Here is a 17976-nt window from a genome sequence, read left to right as displayed (position 1 = left end):
TCGTGGCTGTCGCTGGCTTTGAATGGCAGGTGAGCGGTGTCCGCTTTGTTGGCTTTCTTGCCTGGGAACCTCGCGCTTGTTGCTATCGCGCTTGGGGTTCTTAGATCTTTAAAGTAGGTGGTCGCCGTGGTGGGGTGCGAGCTGCGCGACGCCGAGTCGTTCCACGTGGCGGAGTGTGTCTTTAGTGAGGTGGTAGAGCCGAATGTCGTCGGTGGTGTGGCTGATGGTGTCGGAGAGCTTCTGGCGGAAGGTCGGGTACTGGGCAGCGGTGCAGGCAATTTCGAAAACAGATTTTTGCACTCTGATGCCGTGGCCTTCGCAGATCTTGGCTACCTGCCGCAGGTGTCGTTGGCCTTCCGGAGTGGTGGTGTCGACGTCGTAAGTGACCAGGTATTCCATTATGCGGGGCTCCACGGGTTGTAGTGGGGTGTGTCGCTGCGTAGGTGCCGGGCGAGGAGTCGGGCTTGGATGAGTGGTAGTACGGCTGCGGGAATGTCTCGGCCGAGTTGGCGGTGGGCCCAAGGGCGGGCGCGGGCCTCGCTCCAGAGGGTCAGGTAGGCGCGGCGGCCGTCGTCGTTGATTTCGTGGGCTCCGCCTGGGTGTTGGGTGAAGTGTGAGCTGGCGGCGGTTGAAGGCGGTGAAGACCATCCGGTCGACTTGGAGGTGGCGCATTTCTTCCATCAGGTCGAGGGCGAGAGCGGGCTTTCCTGGTCGGATGCCATGCAGGTAGCCGATGTAAGGGTCTAGGCCGACGTGTTCGAGTGCGCGGTGGACGGCGATGCGGAGCATGCCATAGCCGAAGGACAGGGCGGCGTTGACGGGGTCGGTGGGTGGTCTGCTGATTCGATGGGTGGGTGCGGTGACTTGAGCGTGGTCAACGAGTAGGTGTCGCCAGGTGGCAACGTATCGCTTGGCGGCTTGACCTTCGATGCCGAGAATGACGTTGATGTTGTTGGTGTCGGGGAGTTTGGCGAGGTCGTCGGCGATGGCGGATGCGGTTGCGCGAAGGGCCTGTTGTCTAGTGGTTCGGGCGTCGGCGGCGGCGCGTAGCAGAACCTGTCGGGTGTTGTGGAGTTTGCCGGCGACGAAGGCGCGGGCGACTGCGGCGCGGCGGTCGGGTTCGCGGAGGGCGTCGTGTTGGGCGACTCTCAGCAGGGGGTTGCCGCCTTGTGGGCCGATGACGCGGGCGCGGAACCGACCGTTGCTGGTTAGCCAGGTTACGGATCGTTGGTCGGCTGCGCAGCGGTGTAGGAAGTCATCGGTGAGGTTGACACCGCCGAAGGCTACGACGTGGTCGATTCGGACAAGGGGGAGACGTTTCGCGCCGTTTTCGGGGTGAAAGACCCGGACGGCGTCGTGGTCGAGGTGGACGCTGCTACCTGGCGTCAGGATGTAGAGGGTGTTTTTGATCAGTTCAGGCATCCCAATCACCGGTTGGTCGGGGTGTGTAGAGGTCGGTGGGGTTGGCTAGGGCCCGGGGTAAGCAGTCGTCGAGCAGTGAGCAGCGTCGGCATCGGCGGTCTGCTATTGGTGGTGGTAGTTGTGGTGCGAGCAGCATTGCGTGAAGTGCGCGGGAGGTCTGGTTGACGGTGGTGATCAAATCGTTGGTCAGCTGTACCCGGTGTCGTCGCCGGTCGAAGTGTGTGAACACCTCTGCATGGGAGACATCGAGGTCGCGGCCGAGCATTTCGCGTAGGCAGAGGGCTTGGGCGGCAGCCTGTACATCGGCTGGTCCCCCGGGCTGGTAGCGGCCGATCTTGTGTTCTACGGGGATCGCAGTGCCATGGCCGATCTCGACTACATCACATCGGCCATAGAGACCGAGGATGTCGCTCCAGACGGGTACGGCGTAGTGCTGCCGGTACCCGGGGGCGGCCGTGGCGCGGGTGCCGGGCCGGTCGACGCGTTCGTGGGCCAGGTGGCCACGAACAGTGTTGATGTCGTCGGTGAACACGCCGTCGACGTGGATGAGGGCAGCCTGGCGGGGACAGTAGGCATAGTGCTCTAATGCCGACAGTGGGATGCGGCCGGCGTTGCGGTCCCCGTCGGGCCACCAGGTCATCGTCGAGACTCCTCAGTCCTGCAGGATGTCGAAGATCACGCCAGCCGGCAGTTCGCCGATGTCAGAAGTGATCTTGTAGTCGGTGAAGGTGCGGGGGGTTCCGACGCCGCTGGCAAGAGCGACTTGGACCCGGTCCAGCAAGGGCTGGGCAGGGGCGTTGCCATAGGCATTGGAGTGGCTGAAGACGTACAGGCCGCGCATGGTCATGATGCCGCGAGTCGCAGTGCGATCATGATCGAACATGAACTGCAGGGTCTTGTAGAGGGCGGTGAGGTCCTCGGTAGTAACGCCCGTCTTTTTGGCCAGGGCGGCGGAGTAGTGGAACTGCGCCCGGTACAGGCCGTAGGGCACAGTCCATTTGCTACCCATTTCGGTCTTTTCTCCCTTGTCAATGTCTTCCTGGCGTGTCTGAGTCACCCGGGTAATGGCGTGTGAGACGGGTAGGACGGGGTGGATAGAGCGGGCCATGCCGAACTGCAGGGGGCCGCGGATCTGACCCAGTGCTTTGGTCTCACCGGTGGAAAGCACCGCGCCGAACAAGCGTACGTCGATGTATCGGTCGGTCATCCACCGCCGGGCAGCTTCGGCTTGCTCGGGAGAGATCTTTCGAGATTTAAGTTCGATGCCAGTGGCTTTGTACGATTCGGCGGTGCGGGTGTTGAGGGCGTGTCCGGCCTCGACGAACACGTGATAGCGGTCGGCCTGGTAGTCGAGGGCGTCGGCGGTCAGCCCGATCGTGTCGCGGATCTTCCGCTTGAGTGCAACATCGGTGACTAGGCCGTGTCCGGTGGCTTCGTCGACACGGGGTCGGTTGCCGCCATCGGGGTCACCGTTGGGGTTACCGTCGGTAACGTCGAAGAAGATTACTGCATCGTGTCGGACCGTCGGATCGGTCGTCTGGGGCTTCACTGTTCGTGGTTCCCTTCGTTGGTGTCGTGCTCGTCGGTGGGTAGGTCGTCGGTCTGGATTTCTGGGGCTTTGCCGGTCTTGGCCATCCGGATGTCATGTGCCTGCTGATGGAAGTAGCCGAGGATGAACCATGACTGGCTTTCCGTGTCATGTAGGGGAGCGACTGGACCGGTGAGCCGGTCCTTTAGTTCACGCACCCGTGCCCGGTAGCGGCCGGCGGCCCGACCGGCACGCTCGGCGTTCTGGCGGCTGATGGGATTGCTGCTGTCGTCGCCTGCGGCGCTGTCCAGCTTCTTGAGCCAGGCAGGGTAGAGCTGGCAGCCTTGCACAAGGGCGATCCGAGGGTTGGCCACCGCACCGGCGAAGTAGCGGTGAAAGAACGTGGCGTTGGGCTGCTCGCTCTGCCGGTAGGCGGTGCGCTGGAGTGACTCGAGTACGGCGAAGAGTCGCCCGTACAGGTAGGCCGGGTTGTCCTGCTCTTCGTCCAGCACGGCGGTGGGTCCTCTTCCTGTTCGTTGCGGGTGACGGGTGAGTACGACCCGTAGTAGCGCGGCCCGTGGGCCGTCGATTCGCAGGTCGGTGCGGATCCGGCGGACAGCATGGGCGAGAAGGTGGGGTGGCAGCGTTCCTCCGCGCAGGCCGCTGTGCAGGAGCAGTTGCGCTAGGTCGTCCGGTCGGTCGGCGGCCTTGTCCCAGAGTTCGATGTACCGTCCGCCGCGTTCAGATTTGTCCGGCAGCCACTGGCCAGAGCATCGGACTAGCATCCAGATGGGATATGCGTTTGGAACTTCTTGGCCTCGGGCGAGAATCTGGTGATCGTTGAACCAGGCGTCGACGTTGTCCTCGGCCTTGGTGAGCGGCATCTCCAGCCAGTGGTGAACCACGAGCCGGGCCACGTTGCCGGACAGCGTGGCCGAGCAGAAGGTCAGTCGGTCATCGGGCCGTCTACGTTTCCGGCCGGTGACCAGCGAGTGGAGGTACTCGCTGATTTCCTCGGGCTTACGGTCGAGCATGGCGATGGTTTCGCTGTTGGCGCCGTTGCTGACCCACCAGGCGAGACGCGTTCGTTGGCGAGGGTAGGTGAATGTGAATCGCTGTTCGGACAGTATGGCGCTGAGGTTGGCGACGGCAGCCTGACCGCAGGACACGCAGATCGGCGATCCGGCGAGCCCTTCGTTGAAGTCGTACGTGTGGATGCGCTTGTTCGCCGACAGCAGCGCGACCTCTTGGTCTGCTCGTGGGACCAGTGCCTTGGGCAGCGATTGTGGTATCCGGTCTAGCAGGGGCTGATCCGGCTGGCCACAGACCAGGCATAAGCCTCGCTGACCACTCCCGTCGGCACTGGCGCCGCTCTTGCGTTCCTGTACGACTGCCTCCCACAGTGTCCACAGCGTGTCCTGTTCAGTCGCTCGCCTACCCCCGACTGATATGACGACAAGGTCGCGCGATGACCACTTCTCGTCGTCGGGCGGCTGGGGTAGCTCTCGACGGTCGTAGAAGGCCACGAGTGCCCGTGCTGTCGTATCGTCCGGATGTTCGCGCAGCCAGCGACGGGACAGGTCGACGAACGACTCGTGTGCCTGCGCCACCCGTTCGGGTTTGGCTTTGTCGTCCGCCCAGCCGAGGACGTATTGGGCATCATCGGCGCCAAGCGCCGGGGCGATCCCCGATGTGCGGCCGGCGTTTGGCACTAGGATCGGCAAGCCGGTCTTCGTGGGTCGTTCACCCGATGCCCTCAAAGGAACCAGTCGACGTAGCTGCCCCTCGCTGTTGAGGTTCAACTGCCACCGAACGTTTCGGATCCGACTGTACGGGCGGCTATCCTCACCGTCAGCATCGTTCGGGCGACGGAACTCAACCAGGTGGCGTAGCAACATCACGCCACCCCCGCTATCTTCACACCGTCACCTGGTATCCCGCGTGCCGGAACGTGTAGCACGCCCTTTTCCAAACGGGCGGTGAACCAGTCAAACTTGGTAGGTGGGCCGTAATGGATACGATGCAGCATGATTCCCAGGTCCTCGGTCAGGTCGATCGGCTTGCGCTCGTCCGGGGGGAAAAACGAGACGGGAAATTCCTTCGAGCCTAGGAAGGGCTGCTGGTAGCACGCGCCACGGTTGACCCGTCGCCGAAACTGCTCGCGGTAGGCGACGTCCCTCTTGTCGGCGTGTGCTGCCAGCTCGACCTGGGCATAAATGCGGTACTCGACGTCCCGCAGACACAACGCGCTACGCTGGTCTCGGCTAGCCACCGTGTTGATCCGACGTCCTTTGTTGACAGCATCGGCGAGGCTGGGAAGGTCGCTAGTCTCGTTGCGGCGCAGGTTGAACTGCTGGATCGGCCGTAGCACCTCGATTTTCACCGGAACCCAGCGGAATTCTGGCTTCCAGAAGATCGCATCCAGCACGCCGGCGGCTGCTGTAGGGGTCATCACGGGGTAGCTCACCCGCTCCACCCGTAGCTCGGGTCTTGTGAAAAGTGCAGCCTCGCCGCGAACCTGTACCACCACTGGCGGATGAGAACGTTGTCCTGGTTTGTTACTCACGGGTGATGATCCTTTTCCATTGATCAGGTAGAAGTTAGCCCTGTTGGCGAGCTATCGCCCTGCTCACCGCCGCATTCGTGGGTAGCGCGACGGGGTTGCTGGCCTGGTGGGGCGGCGCAAGCCAGTCCAATGCCGTTCTGACTGCGGGGGCAACCTTCGGCGGCACGACGGTCTTGGTCGTGCGGCTGGTCCAGTTCATGTGGGGCAAGAGCAAGTAGCCCTGGATGGCGCGCTTGTCTGGCGATCCGCTGCAGGGCGGCTCGCCAAACAGGCGCCTGCGCGTCGGGCTACCACAGGTAGTCCTTCCCTTCGTTGTCCAGGGCTATGCCGTATCCGTCGTCGTAGTCCCCGTACCACTCACACAGGTCACCGATGACAGGGAGGAGGTGGGGTGCCACGTCTGCTGCTCGTGCGGTACTGCGGCGCAGGTTGACGATGTACGGCTGCAGGTCCCGCAGCATTCTCATGTCCGGGTAGGGGCCGCGTAGGGCCTGCAGGCACCTGTCAATGATCTTCGCGCCACTGTGGTCGCCGCCGTACCGAACGACGACCGGAACAGTGTCCTCGTTGATCATTCGGAATGCTAACTCGCGCTTTCGTTGAGTGCTACCTGTGGCCTTCAAGGGGCCATCTGCCACGGCGACAAAGTCCCACCGGCTCCGGCTGGCCCTGATGGCTTTAGAGGTACTACCCGGGCCTTCGATGTCAAGAGTGCCGTATAGTTCTCTGAAGTACTCATCCAGGGCCGCCTGGTTCTCAGGGTCGCTATCGGGGCCGAAGTACATGTGCGCCACTTCGATCTGCGTGGGGTATGAGGGCGGAAACCCGCCGTCGGCCGAGTCAAAGATTATGACCAGTCCGCCGCGCTGGCCAAGGTCACCTTCTCGATTACACCGGCCGGCGACCTGCGCTAGTGATTCGGGAGGTCCGATTGCTCGGAATGCCACCGGGAAGTTCAGGTCGACCCCTGCCTCGATCAAAGAAGTGCTGATTAGCAAAACCGACTTGCCATCTGCCAGTATGCGCTGGACAGCTCTTAGTGCACTCTTGCGGTGGGCCGGGCACATTCCAGTGGACAGGTGTAGCACCGCCATCTCGTCGCTGGTAATATTTTGAGCATGGCGAAAAGCAGTTCTCGCGTCACGCACAGTGTTGACCACCATCAGGGCCTGCCGATGTGTAGCGGCTTCATTCACCATGTCCGCAAGGGATGGCTTCGGCTTGAGCCGCCAGTCGTACTTTACTCGCTGGCACTCGGCAAAAAAAGACTCCGGGTCCGGCAGAATCTCGCGCGATTCCAACGCCTTGAGGGGGTCGAGCGCGTGAACAGCAGGCTGAGTGGCCGATGACAACACCACGGTCACCCCAAACCGCTGCGTCAGGATCCGTAGCGCATCGGCAATCTGCGGTAACAGATCGTGCGGTAATGCCTGCACCTCATCTAGAACTAGCACGGAATCGGCGATCCGGTGCAGCTTGCGCATGCGAGACTGCGTCCGGCCGAACAGCGACTCGAAGAGCTGGACCGTGGTGGTAACGATGAAGGGCGCATCCCAGTTTTCCGACGCGAGGCGCCGCCACGAGTGATATTGACTGCTCGAGTCAGAATCGTTGATCTCAACGTGGCTATGATGTTCAAGGACAACCCGCTCGGCGTGTGGGTCCTCGGGGTCGAGGAGGTCTCTGTAGACCGCCGCATTCTGTTCGGTGATAGTAATGAAGGGAACCGCGACGATCACCCGTCGTTTACCATGCAGCGCTGCGTGCTTCAAGGCGAATCCAGCAGCGGCGATAGTCTTCGCGGTCCCAGTCGGAGCGGTCAACCGAAAGATGCCAGGCTCCCGCTCAGCGGCAGCGATCGCTGCGGCGAACAGCCGTTGTCGATGACCATCCATCGCACCAGGCGCCCGGAGCCGCAGATATTTCGCACGCCGGGCCAGGAAGCGACTGAGCAGGGCCGGAGCATCCAGGTCAGGGCCTAGTCTCGGACGACCGCCCTCCACATGGGCCTTAGTGTCAAGCACATCGGCATCAACCAGGCAGGAGAACAGGAATCGTAGGAGGAACTCTCTCGTCATCGGCTCTGCACTGTCGTCAAGTTCGACAGGCATAACAGGAATTTGAGCAAACATTTCGGGAAGCGCTACTCGAAGAATCTTCTCAACCTCAGCCCACGGACCGGACCGCAGTCGTTCCTCCGCGGCAGCATCTTCACCAAAGAGGGCGTCAACCTGCCCCTGATTAGTCAAGCCGCCATGGTGCCCGGCCACAGCGAACTCCACCGGCCGGAGACGGTGACGACGGGCCAACTGCACGCCGAAAGACTTGTGATCCAAGCCCACCCGACCGTTCGTCGGCTCGACGAGCAGCAACTTGTCCTGCCATGCCTGCCAGCACTTGCCGCCGTCATGGACAATGCCTGTCCACCACGCCAACTCGCCGAGCCCGAAGGGTGACGCGAACAGCCGAGCCAGATCGGCGGTGCCGCGTAAGTGATCTTCGAGCCGATGCCGAACTCCGAATTGGTTCTTGCTGTGCGCCCACACCTGAAGACTCCTTGAGGTCAGTGAGACCGGCATGTAACCACGGCAGTACGACGAAATGTCGCCCCGCTTCGCGGGACTGTAAAATTACTGACAGATTGATCGAGGTTGCCATCGCGCGAGCCCTGCTGGTTGGGGCGTTACCGCGTCGGTCGGCAAGCGCTTTGATCATTAGATCCGTCAGGCCGATGAAGGGCATTGCGGCACTACATGCTGACTCGGCGTGGCGCCTTCAGAAGACCGCAACCACGGGGTCGGGTTGCTGGGATTGCCTTCGGAGCAGTGCTTATGCCGCTACAGGAGATTTCGGTAAGCGAGCACAGCAGCGTAGCGCCGCGACCTGTTTCCTTGGCGGGAAGTTAAGAAGTCGCAGGTAGTCAGCGTGCGGAGATGGGTGAGGCGTCGTCTTAGGAAACCGTTGCTCTATCCCCTGAGCTACGAGGGCGCGAGCGCCCAGTCTAGCGACCCGGGGGTTCACCTGGGGTGGCAGGGAGTGGCCCACGTTCACCCACGTCACCCGGACCCCTGTTGTTGCAGCCCAGGAGCACACCCCGAGCACACGTACCCGGGTTGCGACCGGCGGTCGCCCGCGGTGGCCCGTGTTGGCATCGGTTCACCCGGGTTGGCATCCGCTGGAGAGCACACACCGCGCACATCATCGAAGATCATGTGGGCTGTCCGCTCCCGGCTGGGCGTCGCTTGCGGCGGGGGCTTCGACGAGTTTGTCATTAGCCGCGTGGTGGCCCAGTTTTCGCTGTCGCGGTTCAGGTCCCTTGGGTCGAGGGGGACGTCGTCGTCAGCGAGTCACTCGCGCGTGGCCGGCTCATGGGATGAGGTCGTCTCTGCTGTAGTGGCTCCACCAGGTAGGCCGGTGTCTGCGGAGTTCGCCGGTGGTGCGGGTCAGCAGGAGCCAGTTGCCGTTCTGGACTAGCGCCGCGTCCTCCTGGCGGGCGGTCAATACCCGGGCCACGGCCTTCATCATGTTCGGGATCCCCTTGTCGACCAGGTCGTCTGCCCGCATGGAGAAGTCGATGTCGACGTATGTCTGTGGCTCCCACTCCCAGCGGGCACCGTCGTCGGCCTCGGCATCGAAATAGCCCTGGCGGCCTGAGGAGACGGTCAGCGCGTACCCGCGGGTGTCGTAGAGGCGGGCACTGAGCAGCTGTGGGTTGGTGCCGCTCGGCCTGAGCTTCTCGGCGGGTTCGGCTGCCACGAGATCAGCCACGTGGTCCAGGGGCAGGTCACCGGCGAGGGTCAACCTGAACTCGACAGCCATCTCTGCGCCTCTCCTCAGTCTCGACGGACGATCTGCACGATCGCGCGGCTCGGCGTTACCGCGACGAGTTCTTTCAGCTTCTCGACGGGCCAGGTGTCGAACTGTGTCCGCAGGGCCGCGAGGTCTCCGTGCCAGTCGTGCAGGTTCAGCACCACGCGTTGGGTCTGCTCCTTGTCGACCTTGGCGCGGACCTCGCTCCAGACACCCCGTACCGGCTTGCCGAGGGTGGGCGAATAGCAGTCGAACACGTGACCTTCGATCAGGTAGTCTGGGTCTTTGTCCGGGTTGCCGGAGTCGCCGGTGCGGAGCCGGGCGTCGGCGATCTCCTGCCTGGTGGGGTTCTGGTGGACCCGGTAGCTCGTGCTGGCGACTATATCGGCGCATTCGTTCTCGAGCTCCAACGGACGCCGTCCTTCGTCGTCCAACCTGGGTGGAATTCTGGTCCTCGGACCGGTCGGCGTCCCGCCCGGGACTCCGGTTGGCTGTCTGGTCCAGGGCGTGCCGTGGTCATGGTCATCCGATGGGCTGTCGTCGGCGGCATGAGGTGTCGGCGGCGGGTCACCGTGCTGGGAAGGGGTAGGGCTGGCCGGTGGGTGACCGCCAGCCCCTGTCAGTTTCCCGACGACCCCAACTGCCGGGCCTGCGCGATCGCCGCTTCGATGGCCTGCCGGGCCCCGCCGGTGCGCTGCACGACCAGCACCAGGACCTGCTTGATGGCCTCTAGGGCCTGCAGCAGCGGCCCGGGCTGCCCGCCCTGTAGGACCATGGCGACGAGCTGCTGCGCCTCACCGACTCCGGTGATGGCCCCGGCTGCCGCGTCACGGGCAGCGTCCACGGCACTCTGCACAGGCGCCAGCCCGGCGATCGTCTCCTGCGGGGTGGCCTCGTTCGGCACCGCCGCGGCGGCCGTCGTCGCCTCACCGATCGAACCAGCAAGTCTTCCCAGGCCGCCCTGGATGCCCGTGATCGCGTTGCGCACCCGTGCCACACCCGCCGCCACCGCAACGAAGCCCGCACCAGCAGCCCGCGACGCCGTCTTCTGCGCCTGACGGTCGGCGGCGGCGGCCGACCCCTGCGCGCGTTCCACCCCGGCCGTCAACGCACGGAGTTCACCGGTGATCTTCTCGATCTGTAACACGTGGCCGGCGTCCCCTATCGATGAAAGTGGAAGTTCTCGACCGCTGAACCTACCGGGCTCCTCGCGAGGCCACTAGACACTGGGCGAGTCGGCACCGCAGGCGGCCAGTCGCATGAGCGGCTTCCGGTCCAGGTTCCAGCGCGTGTGGCGGGAGTGGATGCTACTGGCCTGTCAGTTGTCGCTGATACGCAACTGAGGCATGTCGTAGAGGCTCGCCTCGGGGATAAGACGCATGATGGGCCCGCAAATCTCGATGATCAGCAAACGGATGGTTGACACGATCGGGGCCCGTAGCCCTTCGCGCGCATCGCGACAACCCGTCAGCCCATAAGACGCCGCCGCCACCTGAGATGATCAGCCGTTGCCGAATTTTAGGAGTGGCACGTCGTACATCGTTGGATCGGGGACCCGGCGCATTGTCGGCGCGGCAACCTCCATAACCAACATTTCGGTGAGGAACTGGACGGTGGCGGCAAGCAGGTGGCTGGTGTGGCCGGTGGCGCTGTGTTCCTTGAGGCCGACGCTGACGTGGATGTGCGGCAGGATCCGGTCCTCGGCCTCGTCGTAGGCGATGGTGCCGCCGCCGAGTGCTTCGACGTTGGACAGGTGCACGCGGTCCCACAGGGGTGCCTGGGGGTTGTCGAGGCGTTGGCATGTGCCGACGATCTCGACACTGCTGAAGCCGGCGATGAAGACGGGGATGTAGCCGTGGCGGATGCCGTTGATGCGGCACGCGTCGGCGAGGGCGGTGAAGAAGTCCTCGCCGTGGTCGAACGTGACGCCGATCATGCGGCCGGGCGTGAGGTCGTGGCTACGCATACTGCATCTCCGGCTGTTGGCTGAGGGCCGGCCAGGGCCAGCGGGCAGGATCGCCGGTGCCGTAGGCGGCGAATGCGGCGGCGATGATCTCGGGCTCGGCGCCGGCGGCGAGAAGGGTGTGCAGCAGGATGCGCGCCTTGTAGGGGTCGAGGAAGCCGGCGCCGATGAGCCCTCGGCGCTGCAGGTCGCTCTCGGAGCCGGGGAAGGCGTAGGTGGATGCCAAGACCGGTCCGGCACCAGTACGGGAGGCGAGCACGACCGGGATCCTCGCCGCGAGGGCGGTGAGCTTCTCGACGAGGCGTTGAGGTACGTGGCCGACGCCGAACCCCGCCACGACGAGGCCGTCGAGCCCGTCGGCCCCGGAGAGGAGGGTGCCGTCGTCGCCCAGGGATACGGTGTACAGCCCGACTCGTGGAACCCGGGTGACCGTCTCCAGCGGCACGGTCACCCGGTGCGGTGGGTGGGTGAGCAGCCGTACTGTGCCTTCGACGACGTGGCCGAGCGGGCCGGTGTTCGGCGAGCGGAAGGTGCCGCCGCTGGTGGAGTGTGTCTTGCGGACGTGTCGGGCGGCGTGGATCTCGTCGGCGAAGACCACGAGGGCGCCAAGGCCGCGGGCGGCGGGGCTGGCGGCGGTGCGGATCGCGGCGAGGACGTTCGCGGGTCCGTCGGCGCCGGCGATGGTGGGGTTGCGCATGGCACCGGTGACTACAACCGGCGCCTCGCCGGTGTGGAGCAGGTCGAGCAGGTAGGCGGTTTCCTCGATGGTGTCGGTGCCCTGGGTGACCACGACGCCATCCATACCTCCGGTCGCGGTGTGGTCGGCGATCAGTGCGGCTAGCGCCGTGAGGTCGTCGAAGCTGAGCGAGGCGCCCGGCAGTTGGCGGAAGGTCTGGACGTACACGTCGATGCCAGTCTCGGCCAGTCCAGGTACAGCGGCGATGAGTTCCTCGGCGGTCAGGTTCGGCACGACGCCGCCAGCGTCGCTGCCGGCGGTCATGGCGATTGTCCCGCCGAGGGAGAGCATCAAGACCGATGTCGGCTTCTCCGCCACCGCACCTCCTCGTCCGTGCCTGTGTGTCTGCGGCAGCCTGTCACAGTTTCTGAGTGAAGCGAAGGCTCAAGGGAGGCTGGCCAGGTAGCGGCAGGCTGCGTTGATCCCGTCAGTGGTCAGTAACCGGCTGCGCGGTCGGATCATCCCGTCGATGCCGACGGCGGCCAGCTCGGTGCAGCGTCGACGCAGCCAGGGCCATTCCAGGCCGAGGTACTCGGCGAGGACTCGTAGGCGGCGGGTGGACCGGCCCGATGCGGTGATGGAGCCGGCTTGGCCGCTGCGGGCAACGTCGTCGTAGCGGCGTAGCGCGACACGGCGATCGAGGGCGTCGACGTGCCAGAGTCCATCGGCGCGCACCCAGTTGGCGAGAATGACCTGCGTGTGTGGGGTCAGCACGAAGCCTTCGACGGTGGCGTACGCCGGGTCTGGACTCACGTGCACGGCGATGCGCAGGGATTCCATGAACGCTGCCGAGAGCAGCAGCAGGATGCGTTCCGCGTGGGGGCTGCCCCGCACGGCGGTTTCTGGGATGCAGAAGACGCGGGCGGCCGGGGCGGTGGGTGTGGTGAAGCGTTCGCTTGTGGCGTGCAGATAATCGATCTTGTGGCGGAAGAGCAGCCAGGTACTGGCTTCTTCGCCGTACTGCTCGCGGGTCCAGAAGACGGGCTGGTCGGTCGCGGCGTCGAGACGGTGGCTGATGTAGCGGGCGCAGAAGTCTGAGCCAAGCCACATCTGGCTCAAGGCGCTGAGGTCGGCGGCGACGTTGCGGCTGACTGCGGAGCCGGGTAGGTGGGCGTAGCGGCGGAGTTGGGGGACGCTGTCGGCGAGCGCGGCATCATCGGCCAGGAGAGCGTCGTCCATGCCGCACAGGGCCCACAGGATGCCGACGGTGAAGGCATCGAGGCGGTATGCCGGTACCGCCAATCCAAAGGTGGGCGTTGTGGCCACGGCGAGGATGGGCTCGTCGCCGTCCAGTAGTTCCGTCGCCACGAGTTCGCGCAGGCCGACGGCGGCGGCGTGGCCACCACCAAATGCCCGTGGGTAGCGGGCAGCGTGGAGACGGTCTTGGGCGGGGACGATGGTGAGGGTCAGGGTCGTAGCGGGTACGGCTCGGCCGTGCGGCAGGGTCAGCAATCGGTCGACCGGCCATGCCGGCGGGGGCGCCGTGAGTTGCACACCGGGCAGCGCTGATGCCCAATCCGCTGCCGCACCAGTGGCGATCCCACCCGGTGAGGCGGCGAACGCGGAAGCCGTCGGCGTGGTACGGCACCGCTGCTGGGAGACGGCGGCGCGCACCGCGCTGACGGTGGCAGCCACGGCGACACGCTCCTGGTGTCGCTCCAGTTCGACCAGCGCAAGCAGGTTGGTGAGCGCACCACCTGCGGCGAGCGCGGTGTCGCAAGCGGTTGCGAATTCCGAGGTCGGCCAGCGCAGGGCCTTCTCGATCTTCGCGATGAGATCCGAACTGACGTGCACGTGCTCACCGAGCCGCGCTTGTGACCAGCCGCGCTGTTCTCGCCATGATCGCAAGTGGGCGCCAAAGTAGTGCTTGGCAGAGGTATGCGGTGCGAGCTCGCGCGGAGTCTGGGCCATCCCAACCTCACGAAATGCGCCGGTCGTGTGCCCGGGGTAGCGGGCGGCTTCGCCGGTCGCGGGGTAGCGATTGGTGTTGTCCACCGTACACCGTGCACACAGCGACGTCCGTCCTACCTCACCGTCCCTGATCGGTTCGGTTGTGTGGCTGTGATTCTAACGGCGGTGGCGAAGATCTCGATTACAAGGAAACGTAGATCATTGTGGCCGACCAGCGCGATGGCTGTCTGAAAGTTCTCCTTTGCTTGGGCTAGCTGGTCGGACTGCCGGTGCAGATGGGCGGTGACAAAGTCGCGTACGTCGGGTGTCGCGGTGGAGACGACGCGTGCGGCATACAGGACGGTGAGCGAAAAGGCTCAGCAGGCGTGGAGAAAGCCGAAGGCGGGTCGTTCAGTGGCTCGCCAGGGTGAGTAAAAGTGCCGGTCGTCGGGGATGGTGACGTGGTAGGCGACCAGGGCGTCGTTGAGCAAGGGTGGCCGGCTTCGTGGATGAGGTCGCGGGCGAGGACGATTGGGTGGTTGGTGTAGTCGGTGAAGACGGTGCCGGGCAGGCGGGGTGATGGTCCAGCTGAGCAAAGTGTCGTGGAGTGTCTTCCGTTCGAGGAGGCAGATGATCGGCGCGTGGTCGCGCAGGAGCGTGCCAAAGCCGGCCCTGACTGCCGCCACGAGCCCGTTCCGCACTTGCTCCAAGGCGGGTGGGCGGGTCGGCGTCGTTTCGGGATTGATGGTGTAGTAGGGCGTGGTGCAACGATTTGCACCATCGCGCTTATTCGCCGTTACCGAACCGTGTTCCTTCGCCGCTACGCGATGCTGCGGCAGATGATGCCTCGCACGGGCGAGCCAGAACACGCCCTCGCCGCCCCGATTCATAGACGCGTCAGGGGTGGAGAATCCTGTCGTAGTCTTCGTCGTACCAGCCGTCGGTGTTGTGCTTTCGAAGGGTGCCTGCGACACGGGTCAGCATCAGCACGTCGCCGTTGAGGGTCAGGGCCGCGTCCTCGGCCCTGCCGGCGAGGGTCCTGGCCACGGCCGCCAGCATGTGGGTTTTACCCTTGTTGGCCAGGGTGTCCTTGCGCATGTAGAAGCTGACGTCGACGTAGGTCTTCGGCTCCCATTCCCACAGAGCGCCACCGTCGTCCTCGGCACTGTAGTAGCCGTGCCGGCCGCCGGTGATGTCCACTACGTACCCGTGCTCGTCGTTCAGGTCGGCGCTGAGCATTCTGCCGCCGGATGCCGTGGACATCTCGACCGCTTCGGGAGCGGCCAGCTTCGCCACCTGTTCGAGTGGGACGTCGCCTGCCAGCGTCAGCCGGTACTCGACAGCCATCTGCACCCCTTCATCGGTCTCGCCGTTCTCGCCGGCCGATGTGGATGAGGAACTCGTTGTCTTCGGTGAAGGTGTCGGCGTCGCTGTATCGGGCAAGGGTGGCACGGACAGCGCTGTCGAACGCGTCGAGCCGGTCGCCAAACAGTTGTGGCGCGGCGAACGAGGTGGAGTGCAGGTACCCAAGGATGCTGTCCGCGGTCCAGGTTCGGATGACCGACACGGCGTGCTCCTCGACCTGACTGAACGGAGACTCACGCATGATCTCGCTGTACGGGCGGTGGTGATGCTGGAACGTGCGTTCGCCAGCGCGACGCTGCTCGCCGAGGAAGTCCTGGATGACTGTGCGGATTGCGGCCTTCCAGTCGTTGGTAGCGGTCCAGAAGCTGTTGTCGGCGAAGATCGCGACCGCGCCGTCCGGGCTGACCTGCGCGTCCAACCGGGTTAGGGTCGCGGCCTGGTCGAGCCAGTGGAACGCTCGGCAGATTGTCACCAGTTCGGCCTGCCATCCCGCCGGTGGCGTGAACTCCTCCGCCGTGACCTCCTGCAGCCGCAACTGAGCGTCGGCGGGTAGCTGTGGGCGGAGCGCGTCTTCGGCAGCAGCGAGCATGCCTGGAGCGTTGTCGATGGCGATGATGTCATCGAAACGGCCAAGCAGAGCCTCCACCACGAGGCCGGTGCCGGTGCCTACGTCGAGAAGGCGCCGCGGCTGACAGTCGGGGACCGCGGCGTCCAAAACGTCGGCCACGGTCGCCGGGATGCCGGGCCGGTACTGCCGGTAGAAGCCGACGGTTCCGTCAAACAGACTCATGATCATCTCGGTGTGGGCGAGTTCAGTGATGTGGGCCGGGTAGCGGGGAGATCAGCTGCCACGAGCAGGCCAACGTCGTCGAGCCGTTCGGGCTGCGAAGCGCTGGTCGTCCGTCCGACCGGGATGACGATCACCCCGGCAGAGCTACTGGGAGCCTACGCCTCCCGGTGGGTGTTGCTCGTTGAGCGGAGAGGTATCGCGAAATGTGTGAGTTCAACCCGCGGTCATGCCTTTGATGTCGTAGTTGTCCCACCAGGTTGGCCGGTGTTCGCGTAGTTGTCCCGTGACTCGTGTCAGTAGGAGCCAGTTGCCGTTGAGTACGAACGCGGCGTCTTCCGGCCGGTTGGTGAGGACACGGGCCACGGCTGACACCATTGTTGGGACCACGTCTTCGGGTGGGTTGTTCTTGCGTAGGTCGAAGATGATGTTGGTGTAGGTATCGGGTTCCCATTCCCACTGGGTGCCGTCGTCGTCTTCGGCGTCGAAGTAGCCGTTGCTGCCTGCGGAAACGGTGACGGTGTAGCCGATTTCCTCCCCGAGGTCGGCGGTGAGCAGCCGGGGGTAGCCGGGCAGGGTTGACTCCTCGACGCCGTGCGGGGCGACGAGGGACGCGAGGTCTTCCAGGGGGATGTCGCCGGCTAGGGTCAGTCGGTATTCGATGCCCACGTGTTGCCTGCCTTCTCAGTCTCGTCGGACGATCTGAATGATCGCACCGTTTCGGGTCACCGCTGCCAGTTCCTTGAGGTGCGGGACCGGCCAGTCGTTGAACTGCTTTCGCAGGCCGGCGATGTCGCCGCGCCAGTCGCACAGGTTCAACACCACTCGCTGGGTCTGTTGCCCCGCTACTTTCTGCGACACCTCCGTCCATACCCCGCGTACCGCCTTGCCGGCGGTGGGGGAGTAGCAGTCGAAGACGTGGCCCTCGATGAGGTAGTCCGGATCCTTGTCCGGCTTCCCCCTGTCGCCGGTGTTCTGGCGGGCGTCGGCGATTTCCTGCCGCGTCGGGTTCTGATGCACGCGGTAGCCGTCGTGGGCGAGAGTGTCGGCGCACTCGTTTTCCAGCTCCAGCGAGCGTTGTACCACCGTGTCCTCTCGTGGTGGGATCTTCGTTCGGGGCCCAGTGGGCGAGCCGCCGGGAACGCCGGTTGGCGGCCGGCTCCAGGACGTGGGACTCGAGTCGGGGATGGCTGGGTCATCCGTGGCGGCTGCTGTCGTGGTCGGGCCGTCGGCGGCGGTGGAGTTGGGGGCGGGGCTGGCGGATGCAGGGCCACCAGCCCCGGTCAGTTTCCCGACGATCCCAGTCGTCGTGCTTCAGCGACCGCCGCCTCGATAGCCTGCCGGGTGGAGCCGGTGCGTTCAACGAGAAGCACCACGATCTGCTTGGCTTCATTCAACGTCTGCAACAGGGGTCCTGGCTGCCCGCCGTGCAGAACGGCTCTGACGAGTTGCTGCACATCGCCGAGTTGACTAATCACCTGGGTCCCCGCATCGCGGGCGTTGTCCAGTGCGCTCTGCACCGGTACCAACCCAGCGACCGTCTCCTGCGGCGTGCCCTGGCGGGGCACCGCCGCGGTCGCCTTCGCCGCCTCCCCAACCGACGCGGAGAAGCGACCAAAGCCGGCCTGGACGTTCTGAATCGCGTCGCGAACCCGGGCCATACCGACGGCCACAGCGGCGAACCCAGCGCCCGCGGCACGAGCACCGACCTCCTGCGCCTGGCTACCGGCTGCGGCGGTCAGACCGCGAGCCTTGTCAACACCAGCGGTCAGGGCACCCAACTCGCTGTGGATCTTCTCGATGATCGACACGTGAAGCAATCCTCCGATCGGCGATGACGATGGCTGCGTCCTAACGGGTCGTGCCATCGTGCCAGTAACCGGGCCCCGAGCGACTCGTCGGGTCTGGT

Annotated in this window: 17 protein-coding genes; all 17 read right to left on the bottom strand. The window is 64.8% G+C overall.

Features of this window, described 5'->3' with window-relative positions:
- Window positions 1-108: 108 nt before the first annotated feature.
- The gene (gene cas1 / locus B118_RS30965) at window positions 109-1422 is read right to left on the bottom strand and encodes a CRISPR-associated endonuclease Cas1 (RefSeq protein WP_238324079.1); all 1314 of its coding nucleotides are present in this window, start codon (window positions 1420-1422) and stop codon (window positions 109-111) included.
- Window positions 1415-2062, bottom strand: coding sequence for a CRISPR-associated protein Cas4 (gene cas4, locus B118_RS0121605; protein WP_018822536.1), 648 nt, complete (start codon window positions 2060-2062; stop codon window positions 1415-1417). The genes cas1 and cas4 overlap by 8 nt, the downstream gene beginning before the upstream one ends.
- 12 nt (window positions 2063-2074) lie before the next feature.
- Window positions 2075-2971, bottom strand: coding sequence for a type I-C CRISPR-associated protein Cas7/Csd2 (gene cas7c, locus B118_RS0121600; protein ID WP_028193426.1), 897 nt, complete (start codon window positions 2969-2971; stop codon window positions 2075-2077).
- On the bottom strand, window positions 2968-4848 hold the full coding sequence (locus tag B118_RS0121595; protein ID WP_028193425.1) for a type I-C CRISPR-associated protein Cas8c/Csd1: 1881 nt from the start codon (window positions 4846-4848) through the stop codon (window positions 2968-2970). The genes cas7c and B118_RS0121595 overlap by 4 nt, the downstream gene beginning before the upstream one ends.
- A complete protein-coding gene (cas5c, locus tag B118_RS0121590) occupies window positions 4848-5516 on the bottom strand; it encodes a type I-C CRISPR-associated protein Cas5c (RefSeq protein WP_028193424.1) in 669 nt (222 codons plus the stop codon). Before cas5c ends, B118_RS0121595 begins: the two co-directional genes overlap by 1 nt.
- Before the next feature lie 287 nt (window positions 5517-5803).
- Window positions 5804-8062 (bottom strand): CRISPR-associated helicase/endonuclease Cas3, encoded by a 2259-nt coding sequence (locus B118_RS30960; protein ID WP_028193423.1) that lies wholly within the window; start codon window positions 8060-8062, stop codon window positions 5804-5806.
- Between the two features lie 820 nt (window positions 8063-8882).
- On the bottom strand, window positions 8883-9335 hold the full coding sequence (locus B118_RS0121575) for a SitI3 family protein (protein WP_028193422.1): 453 nt from the start codon (window positions 9333-9335) through the stop codon (window positions 8883-8885).
- Window positions 9336-9349: 14 nt separating this feature from the next.
- Window positions 9350-9760: a CdiA C-terminal domain-containing protein gene (locus B118_RS0121570; protein ID WP_028193421.1), complete on the bottom strand. Its 411-nt coding sequence runs from the start codon at window positions 9758-9760 to the stop codon at window positions 9350-9352.
- A 185-nt stretch (window positions 9761-9945) separates the two neighbouring features.
- Entirely contained in the window at window positions 9946-10473 is a 528-nt protein-coding gene (locus tag B118_RS0121565; protein ID WP_019032007.1) for a DUF6244 family protein, read from the bottom strand.
- Window positions 10474-10827: 354 nt separating this feature from the next.
- Window positions 10828-11292, bottom strand: coding sequence for a PPC domain-containing DNA-binding protein (locus B118_RS0121555; protein ID WP_028193420.1), 465 nt, complete (start codon window positions 11290-11292; stop codon window positions 10828-10830).
- Entirely contained in the window at window positions 11285-12343 is a 1059-nt protein-coding gene (locus B118_RS0121550; protein ID WP_028193419.1) for an asparaginase, read from the bottom strand. The genes B118_RS0121555 and B118_RS0121550 overlap by 8 nt, the downstream gene beginning before the upstream one ends.
- 66 nt (window positions 12344-12409) lie before the next feature.
- Window positions 12410-13936 carry a helix-turn-helix domain-containing protein gene (locus B118_RS0121545; RefSeq protein WP_026189926.1) on the bottom strand — a complete coding sequence of 509 codons (1527 nt, stop codon included), beginning with the start codon at window positions 13934-13936 and terminating at the stop codon, window positions 12410-12412.
- A gap of 876 nt (window positions 13937-14812) precedes the next feature.
- A complete protein-coding gene (locus B118_RS0121530) occupies window positions 14813-15262 on the bottom strand; it encodes a SitI3 family protein (RefSeq protein ID WP_028193418.1) in 450 nt (149 codons plus the stop codon).
- A 10-nt stretch (window positions 15263-15272) separates the two neighbouring features.
- On the bottom strand, window positions 15273-16076 hold the full coding sequence (locus tag B118_RS0121525) for a class I SAM-dependent methyltransferase (RefSeq protein WP_028193417.1): 804 nt from the start codon (window positions 16074-16076) through the stop codon (window positions 15273-15275).
- 207 nt (window positions 16077-16283) lie between these two features.
- Window positions 16284-16736 (bottom strand): SitI3 family protein, encoded by a 453-nt coding sequence (locus tag B118_RS0121520; RefSeq protein WP_028193416.1) that lies wholly within the window; start codon window positions 16734-16736, stop codon window positions 16284-16286.
- Window positions 16737-16751: 15 nt separating this feature from the next.
- Entirely contained in the window at window positions 16752-17153 is a 402-nt protein-coding gene (locus B118_RS0121515) for a CdiA C-terminal domain-containing protein (protein ID WP_028193415.1), read from the bottom strand.
- Window positions 17154-17350: 197 nt separating this feature from the next.
- Window positions 17351-17878, bottom strand: a complete 528-nt coding sequence (locus B118_RS0121510; protein WP_028193414.1) for a DUF6244 family protein — start codon at window positions 17876-17878, stop codon at window positions 17351-17353.
- Between the last annotated feature and the right edge of the window lie 98 nt (window positions 17879-17976).

Source organism: Salinispora pacifica CNR114 (assembly GCF_000514775.1).
In the GTDB taxonomy this organism is placed as follows: Bacteria; Actinomycetota; Actinomycetes; order Mycobacteriales; family Micromonosporaceae; genus Micromonospora; species Micromonospora pacifica.
The sequence above is the reverse complement of the archived record's forward strand: the minus strand, read 5'-3'. Positions and strand labels throughout refer to the sequence as shown.